General features: G+C 66.7%; 13 protein-coding genes. 5 read left to right on the top strand and 8 right to left on the bottom strand.

The genetic code is table 11. The annotated features are described in order from the left end of the window. Positions 1 to 3: 3 nt before the first annotated feature. Genes AT701_RS06345 through AT701_RS06335 form a run of 3 tightly spaced genes read right to left on the bottom strand, consistent with a single transcriptional unit; the run spans position 4 to position 3125 of the window. On the bottom strand, positions 4 to 753 hold the full coding sequence (locus AT701_RS06345) for an ABC transporter ATP-binding protein (protein ID WP_058125455.1): 750 nt from the start codon (positions 751 to 753) through the stop codon (positions 4 to 6). Further along, entirely contained in the window at positions 750 to 1637 is an 888-nt protein-coding gene (locus AT701_RS06340; protein WP_058125454.1) for an ABC transporter permease, read from the bottom strand. The genes AT701_RS06345 and AT701_RS06340 overlap by 4 nt, the downstream gene beginning before the upstream one ends. Before the next feature lie 30 nt (positions 1638 to 1667). Continuing rightward, entirely contained in the window at positions 1668 to 3125 is a 1458-nt protein-coding gene (locus tag AT701_RS06335) for an ABC transporter substrate-binding protein (protein ID WP_058125453.1), read from the bottom strand. Between the two features lie 143 nt (positions 3126 to 3268). On the opposite strand from AT701_RS06335, the gene AT701_RS06330 reads away from it, so the two are divergent. Beyond that, on the top strand, positions 3269 to 3637 hold the full coding sequence (locus AT701_RS06330) for a YidH family protein (protein ID WP_081319396.1): 369 nt from the start codon (positions 3269 to 3271) through the stop codon (positions 3635 to 3637). Further along, complete coding sequence (locus AT701_RS06325) at positions 3634 to 3957, top strand: DUF202 domain-containing protein (protein ID WP_058125451.1); 324 nt, start codon at positions 3634 to 3636, stop codon at positions 3955 to 3957. The genes AT701_RS06330 and AT701_RS06325 overlap by 4 nt, the downstream gene beginning before the upstream one ends. Here the strand turns inward: AT701_RS06325 and gyrB are convergent, their stop codons facing one another. From gyrB to AT701_RS06305, 4 genes are all read right to left on the bottom strand, one after another. Continuing rightward, positions 3958 to 5877 carry a DNA topoisomerase (ATP-hydrolyzing) subunit B gene (gene gyrB / locus AT701_RS06320; protein ID WP_058125450.1) on the bottom strand — a complete coding sequence of 640 codons (1920 nt, stop codon included), beginning with the start codon at positions 5875 to 5877 and terminating at the stop codon, positions 3958 to 3960. It abuts the gene before it with no gap. A gap of 58 nt (positions 5878 to 5935) precedes the next feature. After that, positions 5936 to 7288, bottom strand: coding sequence for an arylsulfatase (locus tag AT701_RS06315; protein WP_058125449.1), 1353 nt, complete (start codon positions 7286 to 7288; stop codon positions 5936 to 5938). A gap of 62 nt (positions 7289 to 7350) precedes the next feature. Then, complete coding sequence (locus AT701_RS06310; RefSeq protein ID WP_223495395.1) at positions 7351 to 8175, bottom strand: GntR family transcriptional regulator; 825 nt, start codon at positions 8173 to 8175, stop codon at positions 7351 to 7353. Between the two features lie 124 nt (positions 8176 to 8299). Further along, positions 8300 to 9175 carry a formylglycine-generating enzyme family protein gene (locus AT701_RS06305; protein WP_058125448.1) on the bottom strand — a complete coding sequence of 292 codons (876 nt, stop codon included), beginning with the start codon at positions 9173 to 9175 and terminating at the stop codon, positions 8300 to 8302. Between the two features lie 112 nt (positions 9176 to 9287). Here AT701_RS06305 and AT701_RS06300 point away from each other — a divergent pair, with 112 nt between their 5' ends. Further along, positions 9288 to 10580 carry a DUF2786 domain-containing protein gene (locus tag AT701_RS06300; protein WP_058125447.1) on the top strand — a complete coding sequence of 431 codons (1293 nt, stop codon included), beginning with the start codon at positions 9288 to 9290 and terminating at the stop codon, positions 10578 to 10580. A 44-nt stretch (positions 10581 to 10624) separates the two neighbouring features. On the opposite strand, the gene AT701_RS06295 is transcribed toward AT701_RS06300, so the two are convergent. After that, the gene (locus tag AT701_RS06295) at positions 10625 to 10948 is read right to left on the bottom strand and encodes a helix-turn-helix domain-containing protein (RefSeq protein WP_058125446.1); all 324 of its coding nucleotides are present in this window, start codon (positions 10946 to 10948) and stop codon (positions 10625 to 10627) included. A gap of 320 nt (positions 10949 to 11268) precedes the next feature. Between AT701_RS06295 and AT701_RS06290 the strand changes: the two genes are divergently transcribed. Continuing rightward, a complete protein-coding gene (locus tag AT701_RS06290; RefSeq protein WP_011726768.1) occupies positions 11269 to 12675 on the top strand; it encodes an IS1380-like element ISMsm3 family transposase in 1407 nt (468 codons plus the stop codon). Between the two features lie 208 nt (positions 12676 to 12883). Beyond that, positions 12884 to 13192 carry a hypothetical protein gene (locus tag AT701_RS34645; RefSeq protein WP_058125445.1) on the top strand — a complete coding sequence of 103 codons (309 nt, stop codon included), beginning with the start codon at positions 12884 to 12886 and terminating at the stop codon, positions 13190 to 13192.

Here is a 13192-nt window from a genome sequence, read left to right as displayed (position 1 = left end):
AGATCAGGCCGCCGGGCGGTGGCCGAGAAAGTCGAGGATGTCGCGGCGGCGCCGCTGGTAGGACTCCTCGAACTGCGCCTCGGGCGTGCGGGGCTTCTCGATCGTGATGATGTCGGCGACCGTGGCGGGCCGGTGGCTCAGCAGCACGATCCGGTCGGCCAGCAGCAACGCCTCGTCGACATCGTGGGTGACGAACAGCAGCGTCATCTTCTGCGTCTCCCACACCGACATCAGCAGCTGCTGCATCTCCAGGCGGGTCTGCGCGTCGAGCGCGCCGAACGGCTCGTCCATCAGCATGACGTGCGGCTCACAGGCCAGCGTGCGGGCGAGTTGCACGCGCTGGCGCATCCCGCCGGAGAGCTGGCTGGGCAGATGGTCCAAGTAGGCACCGAGCCCCACCTGCTCCAGGCGGGCGGTGGCCGTGGCCTTGAGTTCCTTGCCGCGCATCCCCCGCAGCTTCAGCGGGAACTGCACATTCTTCAGCGCGGTGCGCCACGGAAACAGCGCGTCCTCCTGAAACACCATGGCGCACTGCGCGGCGTTGCCGGTGACGGGAGCCCCGTCGACAGTGGCGGTGCCACCCATTGGTTTGAGCAACCCGGCCAGCGCCCGCAGGATGGTCGACTTGCCGCAGCCGGACGGCCCGAGGAAGACGACGACCTCGCCGGGATCGATGGTCAGGGTGATGTCGGCGGCGACCACACCGTTGAAGCCGAGCTTGAGCTGCTGGAGGTTGACGGCGCCGGTGCTCATCGGGCGGCCCTCGGCAGCCAGCGGTTCACCCGACGACCGACGCGTTCGACCAGCCACGCGGTGCCCAGACCGAGCGCGCCGATGGAGATCATCCCGACGACGACGCCGGCGTAGTCCAGCAGGCCGTACGCCTGCCACGTGTAGTAGCCGATGCCGAACTGTCCGGAGATCATCTCGGCACTCACCACGCAGATCCACGCGACACCCATCGCCACCGACAGACCGGCGAAGATGCCGGGCAGCGCACCGGGAATGATGACGTGGAACAGCAGCGACATCCGGCCGGCGCCCATGGTCTGTGCGGCCTCCTCCCACACCTTCGGCATGGAATCCATCGCGTGGATGGTGCTGACCACCACCGGGAAGAACGCGGCGAAGAACGTGATGAACACGATGCCCTGCTCACTGGACGGGAACAGCAGGATGGTCAGCGGCACCAACGCGATCGCCGGGATCGGGCGGATCAGTTCGATGAACGGCCGCAACGTCATTCGCGCCACCTCGGAGCGGCCGACCAGCACGCCCAGGGCGATGCCCACCACGGCGGCCAGACCGAAGCCGAGCAGGATGCGCTGCAGGCTGGCCAGCAGGTCGTCGTAGTAGCTGCCCGAGCTGACCCGCGCGAGCAGTGCCTGCAGCACCGCGTCGGGGCTGGGCATGCGGTTGAACCGCAGCCAGGCGACGACGTTGTTCTCGGTGAGCAGATGCCACGCCACCAGGAACACCCCGATCGGGATCAGCGGCAGCACCACCGCAGGCACCCGCCGGGCCACCGATGCCGGGACGGCGTCGGTGAGCTTCTGGCGCAGGGTTTTCCCGGACGAATCCCCCGGTGACAACAACCCCGGCGGGGCGATGGTGGGCCTGGTCATGAGGTCGGTCATGAGTGTTTCCTCTCGTGAGTGGTGGGGCGGCTATTTGGCGGCGCGGGAATGCCCGACCGCAGCGGTGTAGGAGACGACGACGGCGTCGGGGTGTTGGGCACGGTAGGACTCGGCGCCCGCCGGGGTGGCGAACGGCTTGAAGCGCTGCGTCGGTGGTGCGGACGGATCCTGCAGCCACACCGCATGGTCGGCGAAGATCCGCAGCCCGGTCGCGGTGTCGGGTACGTAGGCCGCGCGCACCTCGGGCGTCGCGGCGACGCGGCGCAACAGGCAGCTGGGGGTCGCCGCGACGTCGGTGGTGTCGGCGCCGGCGGCCCACAGCTCGGAGGCCTGCGCGGGATCATCGACCGGGAGCGCGCAGATCTCGTCGAAACCGCTGAGCTTCATGGGGTTTGCGACGCTGGCGCTGCGCGCGGGGTATTCGTCGCCGAACAGGTCCCGCAGGTACGCGTCGTTGATGAACCCGGGAACGTCGAAATCCGCTGTCACCGAACCACGCCCGACCAGATAGTCCTTGACCGCCGCGAAGGCGCCCAGGAACTGCTGTTTGAGCGTCATGTCGAAGCTCACCAGGCCGTTGGGGCCGTTGTAGAGGTAGATCACCTCGGGTTCGATGCCGGTGAGTTCACCGATGCGCTGGGCGGACCCCACGGGGTCGGCGACGATCGCGTCGGTGGTGGATCGCATGGCCCGCATGAACGCGCTCATCACCTCGGGGCGTTGGTCGGCGAACTGGCGGCGCACCACCACGCCGTGGAACGTGGGCACGTTGTTGTCGCCGCCGTCGTACAGCAGCCGGCCCTGGTTGCGGTAGATCACCAACTGTGGCCACGGCACGAACTGCGCGAGCGCGTCGACCTGGCGTCCGTCGATGGCCGACGCCCCGACCGACGGGTCCTGGTTGACGATCTGCACGGCGTTCTTGTCGATCCCGTTGCCCTTGAGCGCCGAGGAGAACATGCCGTCACCGGCCGACCCGAGACTGGTCGACACCTTCTTGCCGGTGAGATCGTCGAGCGTCTGCGCGGCCGAATCACTCGGTACCACCACCTGATTCAGCGACCCGCGCAGGTTGTAGCCGGTGGTGGCGATCATCTCGGTGACCGCGTCGTCGTACTTACGCGTCTTGGACCCGTTGGTGAGCAACGGATAGTCGCCCATCGAGCCGATGTCGACGTGCGTGGCGATCATCTGCGCGGTCAACGGCGCACCGGATGCGAAGTCCTGCCACACCACGCGGTACTTGGTGCCGGTGGACGCGCCGATCTGCTTGAGCTCGGCCTCGAAGTCCCCGCGGTCGCGCAGCAGGGTGCCGGCGTTGACGGTGTTGATGGTCTTGGACTGGTAGCCGACGTTGACCACGACGGTGGGCTCGGCCAGCAGACCGCACCCGGTCAGCAGCTGCGCGCCGCCGACGGTGACCGCCGCCAGCAGCGCAGCCGAGCGGGCGCGCCACCGGCGTGGGGAATCGTGTTGTGCCTTGTCCATACCGATAAGGGTCGACCGCTTCTGTTACCTCGCTGTCATCAGACGTTGCGTGATAGTTACGCCATCCGCACCGGTACGACAGCGAAGTTACGCCACCGAATCGGCTCTGGAACAGCACTGATTGTTCGGAAATGCTTGGAGCCGTGGAGAATCCGAAAACGGTGAGCGTCGAAACGCTGATCGAACCCGACTACCGGTTCACCCTGGCCAACGAGCGCACGTTCCTTGCCTGGCAACGCACCTCGCTCGGACTGCTGGCCGCGGCCGTCGCGGTGGTGCAGTTCCTGCCGGAGCTGACGATTCCGGGCCTTCGGCACGTCCTCGGGATGACGGTCGGCGCCATGGCGATCTTGACGTCGATGGCGGGTCTGCACCGGTGGTCGCAGGTGGATCGCGCGATGCGCCGCGACGAACCGCTGCCGCGCGTCGCGGTGCCGACCTACCTGGCGGCCGGGCTGTCGATGATGGGCCTGGTCACCGTCGCCCTGGCGATCGCCGCGACGTTCCGATGACGCGCCAGGCGCTGGCCGAGGACCGGGGGTTGCAGGCCGAACGCACCGCGCTGGCCTGGACCCGAACGGCACTGGCCATCGCGGCCTCCGGCGTGCTGGTGCTGCTGCGCGACAGGGACATTCTGCAGGCGCCGGGACGGCTTGTTGTGGTGGCGGCAGTCGCGATGTTGGCGGCATGCGTGTTCGCGCTCGGCGCCCACCGGCGTCGCCGGCTGCTGGCCCATCCGCGCGCCGCGGCCGCCCGGACTCATGTCCGGGCGGCCGGTGTCGCGATCATCGCCGAGGGCGTCCTGGTGATGACGTATCTGGCGCTCGTGTGATCAGATGTCGAGGAAACGAATGTCCTTGGCGTTGCGGGTGATAAATCCGCGCCGGGCTTCCACATCGTCGCCCATGAGGATGGAGAACAGTTCGTCGGCCGCGGCGGCGTCGTCGAGGGTGACCTGTCGCAGCACCCGCACCGACGGATCCATCGTGGTCTCCCACAACTCCTTGGCGTCCATCTCGCCCAGACCCTTGTAGCGCTGGATACCGTCGTCGACGTTGATCTTCTTGCCCGCCGCGCGCCCGGCCTCCAACAGCCCGTCACGCTCACGATCGGAATACGCGAACTCCGGCTCACTGCGCTGCCACTTGAGCTTGTACAACGGCGGCTGCGCCAAGAAGATGTGCCCGTTTTCCACCAACGGCTTCATGAACCGGAACAACAACGTCAACAGCAGCGTCGAGATGTGCTGGCCGTCCACATCAGCATCGGCCATCAGCACGATCTTGTGATACCGCAGCTTGGAGATGTCGAACTCGTCGTGGATACCGGTGCCCAGCGCGGTGATGATCGACTGCACCTCGGTGTTCTTCAGCACCCGGTCGATGCGGGCCTTCTCGACGTTGATGATCTTGCCGCGCAACGGCAGGATCGCCTGGAACATCGAATCCCGACCGCTCTTGGCCGAACCACCCGCGGAATCACCCTCCACCACATACAGCTCGGACTTCGACGGATCCGTCGAACGGCAGTCGGCCAGCTTGCCCGGCAGCCCACCGATGTCGGTCGCGCTCTTGCGCCGCACCAACTCACGCGCCTTACGCGCCGCGATCCGCGCCTGCGCCGACGACGCGACCTTGGTGATGATCACCTTGGCCTCAACGGGATTCGCTTCGAACCAGTGGGTCAGCTGTTCGTGGCACACCTTCTGCACAAACGAGCGGATCGCCGCGTTACCCAGTTTGGTTTTCGTCTGGCCCTCGAACTGCGGTTCGGCCACCTTCACCGAGATCACGGCGGCCAAACCCTCACGGATGTCATCACCGGTGAGGTTGGGATCCTTGTCCTTGAGCAGCTTCTTGTCCTTGGCATACCGGTTCACCACGCTGGTCAGCGCCGCACGGAAACCCTCCTCGTGCGTACCACCCTCATGCGTGTTGATGGTGTTGGCGAAGGTGTGCACCGACTCCGAGTACCCCGCGTTCCACTGCATCGCGATCTCCACCTCGTGCCCCGGCCCCGCACCGTCGAACGCGATGATGCTGGGCTGGATCGCGTCTTTGACCCGGTTGATGTGCGTGACGTAGTCGATCAGTCCGCCGGGGTGGTGAAACGTCCGCGTTTGCGGGTCGGGGTCGCGCTGATCGGTGAGCGTGAGGATCAGTCCCTTGTTGAGGAACGCCATCTCCTGCAGGCGCCGCGCGATGGTCTCGGCGCTGTAGGTGGTGGTCTCGAACACGTCGGGATCGGCCCAGAACCTCACGGTGGTGCCGGTGCGGGCGGACGGGTTGCCACGGGTCAGGGTGGCTGGCACGGAGTGGTCGTAGTGCTGGTGCCATTCGTGGCCGTCGCGGTGGATGTCGACCTCCAGGCGCTTGGACAGCGCGTTCACGACGGAAACCCCGACGCCGTGCAGCCCGCCCGACACCTGGTAGGACTCGCTGTCGAACTTGCCGCCCGCGTGCAGCTGGGTCATCACCACATCGACTGTGGGGATGCCGGTTTCGTGCATCGCGACGGGGATGCCGCGGCCGTCGTCGCACACCTGCACGCCGCCGTCGGCGAGCAGGGTGACGTCGACGCGGGTCGCGTGGCCGGCCATGGCCTCGTCGACGCCGTTGTCGACGACCTCCCACACCATGTGGTGCAGGCCGCGCTCGCTGGTGGAGCCGATGTACATGCCCGGACGTTTGCGGACGACGTCGAGGCCTTCGAGGATCGTGATGGATCCGGCGTCGTAGTTGGTGGTGGACATGGCTCGGCTCCTTCGAGGGGGAAGCCCTGCCCCGGATGCGGGGCAGGGCTTCGGGGTTCTACGGGTTGCGGGTGGGGACGAAATCGAGCGGTGCGCCGGCCGGGATCAGTTGTTCTTTCTCGACGCTGGCTTCGAACTCCTGGATGAACCGGTAGGCGTGCTGCATGACCCACCACCGCACCCAGGTCTGGTTGACGGGTTCGCGTTCCTTGGGGTCTTCGAGGAGGTTGGTGATGCGGGCGAAGCCCAGCGGGACCTCTGGATCGTGGAAGTGCTGCTGCCGCTTGAAGTTGATCTTGAACTGTGACCACTTCACGGCGTGCAGTTCTTCGTTGAGCCACACCATGCAGCCGTCGCGGTTGGATTCCTCTGCCCCGCTGAAGAAGTCCCGTTGATCGATGCCGTCGATGATGCGGTCGTCCGGAATGTCGCACCCGACCCAGCGCAGCAGCGTCGGGAACATGTCGGTGACGTGCACCATTTCGTTGCTCTCGCGCGGGACGACCTTGCCCGGCCAGCGGATGAGACACGGTGTGCGGATGCCGCCCTCGGCCGAGCTGAAATAGGACCCGTCGAAGAAGCCTGCCGTGCCGCGCCCGGCCAGGTGATCTTCGGCGCCGTTGTCGCCGGCCATGATGACGATGGTGTTGTCGTCGATGCCGAGTTCCGTCAGGTAGTCGAGGATGCTGCCGAAGTCGTGGTCGAGCATCAGCAGCGAATCGCCCCATTGGCCGTTGGTGCTCTTGCCCTTGAACTCCTCGCGCACCTCCATCGGGAAGTGCATGAGCGAGTGGTTGTGGTACAAGAAGAACGGCTTGTCGGCCTCGACGCTGCGCTTCATGAACGCCTTTGCGCGCCGGTCATATTCGGCGTCCACCTCACCTTTGAGCTTGACAGTGAGCTGCTGGTCGGTGGCGTGGATGCCGTCGGCCTTGGTGCCCTCGTACATGTAGGAGTAGCCGTCGCGCTCGCCGTCGTACCACGGGTCGTCGGGCCACAGGCATTCGTCGTAGGTGCGGGCCGGCCCGTACCACTCGTCGAATCCGTGATCGGTCGGCCACCGGCCGTCCTCGGCCCCGATGTGCCACTTGCCGAAACAGGCTGTGGCGTAGCCGGCTTCGGACAGGATGTCGCCCATGGTGCGTTCCCAGGACACGATGCCGCCGCCGTTGCCACCGAGGGCGATGGTGTGGTTGCCCGACCGGATCGGGTACCGGCCGGTCATCAGCGCCGAGCGGGTCGGTGTGCACTGCGGTTCGACGACGAAGTGTGTGAGCTTCAGCGATTCGGCGGCGAACGCGTCCATGCGGACGGTGTCGGCGCCGCGGAGCATGCCGCCGCCGTAGCAGCCGAGCTCGCCCATTCCCAGGTTGTCGACGTGGAAATACACGATGTTGGGTTTTTCGGGCATGGTTGAACTACCTCTCTGTAAACGGGGGTGTTACGGGTGAAGGTGAGGTGGAGAAGCGCCGGCTACTGTGGCGGCTCTTGCGGGGCCTGGGGTGGCTCGTCGACTCCCCGGGCGGCGGTGGTCATCAGCGTGCAGCGGTCACCGCGGTACCGCACGGTCTCGAAGTCGAACGGGGTGCCGTCTTCGAGATGGGTGAGCCGGTGCAGCAACAACAGCGGTGCACCGGAACGGATTTGCAGAAGTTTGGCGGTATCGGCGTCGGCGGACACCGATTCGACGGTCATCTCGGCCCAGCCCAGGCGCATCCCGAGTTCCCGCTCGATCAGCGCGAAGACGTCCTGTCGGTCGAGGTTGTCGTCGACGCTGACCGCGCCGAGCCGCAGCGAGGTCGTGTCCAGCGACAGCGGCACCCCGCCGACCGAGCGCAACCGTTCGATGAACAGGATCGGCGCGCCCTCGGGCAGTTGGAGTTTGGCCGCGACGAACGGCGATGCCACCGACTCACGCACCGACAACACCGTGTTCTCCACGGGCAGTTGGTGTCCCGCAAGGGATTCGGCGAGACCTTCGAGGCGGTCGATGCGCTGGCTCAGTTTGGCGCCGGTGACGAACGTGCCCGCGCCTTGCACACGCGTGATCAGCCCCTCGCCGCGCAGCAGCTCGAGCGCTTCGCGGATCGCGTTGCGGCTGACGCCGAACTCGGCGGCCAGTTCGTTCTCGGGCGGCAGCATGGGGCGGGCTGCGGCCAGCCCGCCGTAGACGCCGTCGAGGATCTTGCCGCGCAGCACGTCACGGGCCCACCGGGCCGCATCGGCCCGGGTGCCGGCGTACTCGCGCGTCGCAGGACGGGGGAAGTCCTTTGGCGGGATGTGGGGGCGCCGGGTCATGCGAGTTACTGTGCCACCGGAATCACCGGGTGGCGATACGTGCAGTGTTACGCCACCTGTTACTTCGTAAAGTCCTAGGCCAGCGGCTATGCGACGGCGTTACGGTGCGAAATCCGCCACTGCGTCAGCCCGCGACGCAGCGGAAACCGATGTGCGTGGTGGCGCTGTCCTGCGACTGCGACGAGCGTGCCGCGGGCCGATAGCGGTGGCAGTACTCCGGGGCGCACAGGTGTGAGCCACCCTTGAGCGTCTGATGGATCGACGGGTCCCCGCCCGGTGCGGGGCAGCATCCGGACACCTCCGGGCGCCGGCTGTGCCGGGGCGTGTACCGGGTCGAGGTCCACTCCCACACGTTGCCGATCATGTCGACCAGGCCGAACCCGTTCGGCGGGAACGCGCCGACCGGTGACGTGCCCGTCCAGCCCAGGGCCCCGTCGTTGCGGTACGGGAACCGCCCCTGCCAGGTGTTGGCCATCAACTGCCCATCGGGCCGCACGTCGTCCCCCCACGCGTAGACGGTCGTCGCGCCCGCCCGCGCGGCGTACTCCCACTCCGCCTCGGTGGGCAGCCGGCGACCGGCCCAGGCCGCGTACGCCGCGGCGTCGGGGTAGGCGACCTGCACCACCGGGTGATCCGGCACGTCGTCGATCGACGATCCGGGTCCTTTCGGGTGCTTCCAGCACGCGCCGGGCACCCACGTCCACCACTGCCGCCAGTCCCGCAGGTTCACCGGCCCCTCGGTGGGCTGGAACACCAGGGCGCCGGGCACCAGCTCGTCGGCGGGCACGCCCGGGAACGCGGCCGGGTCGAGTTCCTGTTCGGCGACCGTGACATACCCGGTGGCGGCGACGAACTCCGCGAACTGTGCGTTGGTGACGGGATGACGCTCGATCGAGAACGGCGCGACGCTGACCTCGTGCACGGGTGCTTCCTCGGGATAGAAGTCCTGCGATCCCATGCGGAAAGTGCCGCCGTCAAGGGCGACCAGTTCGGTGAGCATGCGGCACAGCGTAGGCACGAGGTGCGTCTGGTTGCAGGGCGGACAGGGCGCGTTTCTTCGCGGCAGCCGAACGTCGGCGTTTCATGTCAGACCCCTCCGCCAGAATCCAGACATGAGCCGCCGCAATCGCCAAAAACGCGCCGCCAAGCAGAAGGATCGCCGGCGCGCGTCGTCCCGACAGGGACGCTGGAACACCGCTCCCGAGTACGACCGTGTCGCCGTACTCGACCATCTCATCGCACGGTTGCACCACTGCGCGATGTGTCCTGACCACGACGCCGAATCCCATGCCACCGAACTGCTCGACGAGTGTCGCGACTGGGCGCACGATCTCGATGTCGCCGCCGATGGTGCCATGGCCGTCGCCATCGGCGGGGCGTGGCAGGCAGGTTGGGCGCCGAATGATCTGCATGAGTTCGCTCGTCGCCGTCTCGACGCATCGAGCGCCGGCTACCTCGCCGAGGCAATCGTTCTCGAGTCCCGCCAATATGCCTCCACCGCACTGCATCCGCGATGGCGCGCGGAGGTTGCGGCGTTGTCCGCCGGCGGAATCCCAGACGCTCCCCAAATGTGGGGCTGGGCAAGCAGACAAGGTGTCCACCATCGCACGGCATTGACGGTGGTGCTGAAGGTGCTGCGGTTCCTCGGAACCCTGCCGATCCTGGAACCATTGCTTCCACTGCCAGGCGCCGCCCAGCACGTGGCTTCCGTCGCTGCGAACGAGGCCGACGCCAAAGTGCTCAGCCGGGTGCGCGGGCTGCTGGCCAAGGCAGAGGCCACCGAGTTCACCGAAGAAGCAGAAGCGCTTTCGGCCAAGGCCCAAGAGCTGATGAGCAGATACTCACTGCACCATGCGATTCGGGACCACCAACGCAACGATGCGATGGAGGCCGTTGCCCGGCGGATCTGGATCGACAATCCCTACGTCGTTGCGAAGTCGGCACTGGTGCAGTCCGTGGCAACGGCCAACCGGTGTCGCATGGTGTGCGCGGAGAAGATCGGATTCGTCGCGGTCATCGGTGCCGACTGCGATGTGGATTTCGTTGAGCTGCTGTCCACCTCGCTCCTGGTGCAGGCCAACCGGGCGATGCTGGCGGCCGGCCGTGGGACCAACGGCCGGCAGACCCGGACACGCTCGTTCCGCCAGTCTTTTCTTCTGTCCTACGCCGCTCGTATCGGTGAACGCCTCACGGCCACCTCAGCGACGGTGGCCACGGAGATGGATCGCGACGCGTTGCTTCCGGTTCTGGCCGCACGTAGCCAGGCCACCGATGACCTGACCGATCGACTGTTTCCCACCACAGTTCCCCGCGAATTGTCGGTATCCAACGGCGCAGGATGGTTGGCCGGACGCACCGCAGCCGACCTTGCACTGTTGGATGTTCATCGACCGATCGCGGGGTGAGCACGGATTCGCGGCGAGACAACGACAAACACGCAACGTCCAGATCAATCCTGGCTAGTGCCAAACAGTGCGTCGAAGGGGTCTGGCGCCTTCGAGGTAGGCGCGGGCTTCTGAACACTGGTCTTTCGGACCCGTTTACGCGGACCACTCCCCTGCGTATCAGCCACGGTCGCCTCTAGGCTCACGCCGGCGACACGCAGCGCGTCAATCACACGTTGCGCCTCAAGCCGAGGGTGGCCTTTCTCGAGTCGGACGACCCAATCCCGGCTGATGCGCAACCGCTGGGCAAGGTCCGCCTGCGTCATCCCGCGTGCGGTTCGAGCGGAGCGAACAAGTGCACCGACGTCGCCCATGGTCTTGATCTGCATCCCGCCACCACCATGTAGTCGTTCGACAACATCGCCGATTGTAGCCGTTCGACAACATTCTGGAAGACGTCGAACCGCGGCTTCCCGTCAGCCATGATTCGGGCTGGCCGCTACCACAACCGCACCTTCCACGACTCCACGCTGGTCAAACGTCTGAGGCGTGCCGCGAATCTGTGACGCATTACTTCGGCACGCGCTAGCCCAGATTTTTCGCGGATTATCTCTGGTGAGGGCGTGTAGATAAGCGAAAGTGCCTGTCCTGCAAGGGATAATTGGACTTCTCTAGGGTTCAACCATCCTGACGGGAAGGCACTTCGCAGGTGAAGAGTATCGCGGCCGCATCGCGGGTGAAAGTGTCAGCCGACGGCCACGGGGTCGTGTCGCACGCCGGGATGGGCCTACTGCGGGAACTGGCCGACCGGACCGGCCTATCAGCGCAGGTCACCGGCGCTTTGGCCGACACCTACCGCGGGCCGTGGACCTACGCACCCGGCGAGGTGTTCGCCGATCTGGCCGCGGCGGTCGCCGACGGCGCGGACTGCATTGACGGGGTCGGCCAACTGTGCGGCGACCGTGAGCACGCGTTCGGCGCGAAAGCCTCCACGACCACGATGTGGCGGCTGGTCGATGAGCGCATCGACGCCGCACACCTGCCTGCGGTGCGCGCGGCCCGCGCCAGCGCGCGGGCGGCGGCCTGGGCCGCCGGTGCGGCCCCCGAACCGGGTGGCTGGCTGCACATCGACATCGACGCCACCGTGGTGATCGATCACTCCGACAACAAACACGGCGCGACGCCGACCTGGAAGAAAACGTTCGGACACCATCCGCTGCTGGCGTTCCTGGACCGCCCCGAGATCGCCGGCGGGGAAGCCCTGGCCGGGCTGCTGCGCAGCGGCAACGCGGGCTCCAACACCGCCAGCGACCACATCATCGTCCTGGCCCAGGCGCTGGCAGCGCTGCCCGCGCCGTGGCGGCCCGACTCGAGTCGTGGCGGTGATCCCGACCGGCCCCAGGTGCTGGTGCGTTGCGACACCGCCGGAGCCACCCACCGATTCGCCGACGCCTGCCGCGAGCAGGGAGTCGGATTCTCCTTCGGCTACCCCGTCGACGCCCGCGTCCAGGACGCCGCCGACACCCTCAACCTTGCCGAGGGCTGGTACCCGGCCATCGACACCGACGGCGGCATCCGTGACGGCGCCTGGGTCGCCGAGGCCACCACCTTGGTCAACCTCAACAGCTGGCCGCCGGGCACCCGGCTGATCCTGCGCAAGGAGAGACCGCATCCCGGCGCCCAGCTGCGGTTCACCGACACCGACGGAATGCGCGTCACCGCGTTCATCACCGACACACCCACCGGTGTCGTGGCCGGCCAAGTCGCCGGCCTGGAGTTGCGGCACCGCCAGCACGCCCGCGTCGAGGACCGCATCCGCGAACTCAAGAACACCGGCCTACGCAACCTGCCGTGTCACGGCTTCTGGGCCAACGCCGCCTGGCTCGAGATCGTCCTGGCCGCCACCGACCTGGTCACCTGGGCACGGCTCATCGGATTCACCAGTGATCCGACGCTGGCCCGCGCCGAGATCGCCACGTTCCGCTACCGCGTGCTGCACGTCGCAGCCCGCATCACCCGCGGCGCCCGCCAACTCCGGCTGCGCATCGACGCCACCTGGCGCTGGGCATCGGCGATCGCCACCGCCTGGCAACACCTGCGCACCGCCTTCGGATAACAGCCGGCCTCCCGACCGATCGATCACGAAAGACCTACCGGCCATGGGAAAGCCCGCCCCACCCGGCGACACGGGACCACCCCAGCATGCCTTGTGACCGCAGACGTCACCCGACCAACCATCACGCCCTACAAATCCACCGCCATCACCATCGACGAAAAATCCGGGCTAGTAAAATTGTCTATCAGTATTTCTCTGAGGGGGAACTATGCCTGAGCCGTTGCGTGTCAATGTCGAGAGTCTTCATCACGCTTCAAGCGCCATGCTTGATCACATGGACACGTCACGACGTGAACACTCCAACCACGACGATGAGCTCGTGAGTGCCGCCGGAAAGTGGAACGGCGAGATCGCCGCCGCCCTCGGGCACGTGGCGACGTGTTGGGCGGACAAACGGGCTGCATTGCACACCGAGGTAGGACGGATCGGTAGCGCGATGTCCGAAGCCGTTGCGGGCTATCTCACAACGGACCATAGCGCCTCCGACGAGATTCAGAAGTCCGAAACGTCCCTTTAG

This window comes from Mycolicibacterium smegmatis (genome assembly GCF_001457595.1).
Lineage (GTDB): Bacteria > Actinomycetota > Actinomycetes > Mycobacteriales > Mycobacteriaceae > Mycobacterium > Mycobacterium smegmatis.
The sequence above is the reverse complement of the archived record's forward strand: the minus strand, read 5'-3'. Positions and strand labels throughout refer to the sequence as shown.

Coding starts and splice junctions, on each gene's coding strand:
- AT701_RS06345 (WP_058125455.1), bottom strand. CDS start 753: ATGAGCACCGGCGCCGTCAACCTCCAGCAGCTCAAGCTCGGCTTCAAC.
- gyrB (WP_058125450.1), bottom strand. CDS start 5,877: ATGTCCACCACCAACTACGACGCCGGATCCATCACGATCCTCGAAGGC.
- AT701_RS06295 (WP_058125446.1), bottom strand. CDS start 10,948: ATGCAGATCAAGACCATGGGCGACGTCGGTGCACTTGTTCGCTCCGCT.
- AT701_RS06340 (WP_058125454.1), bottom strand. CDS start 1,637: ATGACCGACCTCATGACCAGGCCCACCATCGCCCCGCCGGGGTTGTTG.
- AT701_RS06305 (WP_058125448.1), bottom strand. CDS start 9,175: ATGCTCACCGAACTGGTCGCCCTTGACGGCGGCACTTTCCGCATGGGA.
- AT701_RS34645 (WP_058125445.1), top strand. CDS start 12,884: ATGCCTGAGCCGTTGCGTGTCAATGTCGAGAGTCTTCATCACGCTTCA.
- AT701_RS06325 (WP_058125451.1), top strand. CDS start 3,634: ATGACGCGCCAGGCGCTGGCCGAGGACCGGGGGTTGCAGGCCGAACGC.
- AT701_RS06310 (WP_223495395.1), bottom strand. CDS start 8,175: ATGACCCGGCGCCCCCACATCCCGCCAAAGGACTTCCCCCGTCCTGCG.
- AT701_RS06300 (WP_058125447.1), top strand. CDS start 9,288: ATGAGCCGCCGCAATCGCCAAAAACGCGCCGCCAAGCAGAAGGATCGC.
- AT701_RS06335 (WP_058125453.1), bottom strand. CDS start 3,125: ATGGACAAGGCACAACACGATTCCCCACGCCGGTGGCGCGCCCGCTCG.
- AT701_RS06315 (WP_058125449.1), bottom strand. CDS start 7,288: ATGCCCGAAAAACCCAACATCGTGTATTTCCACGTCGACAACCTGGGA.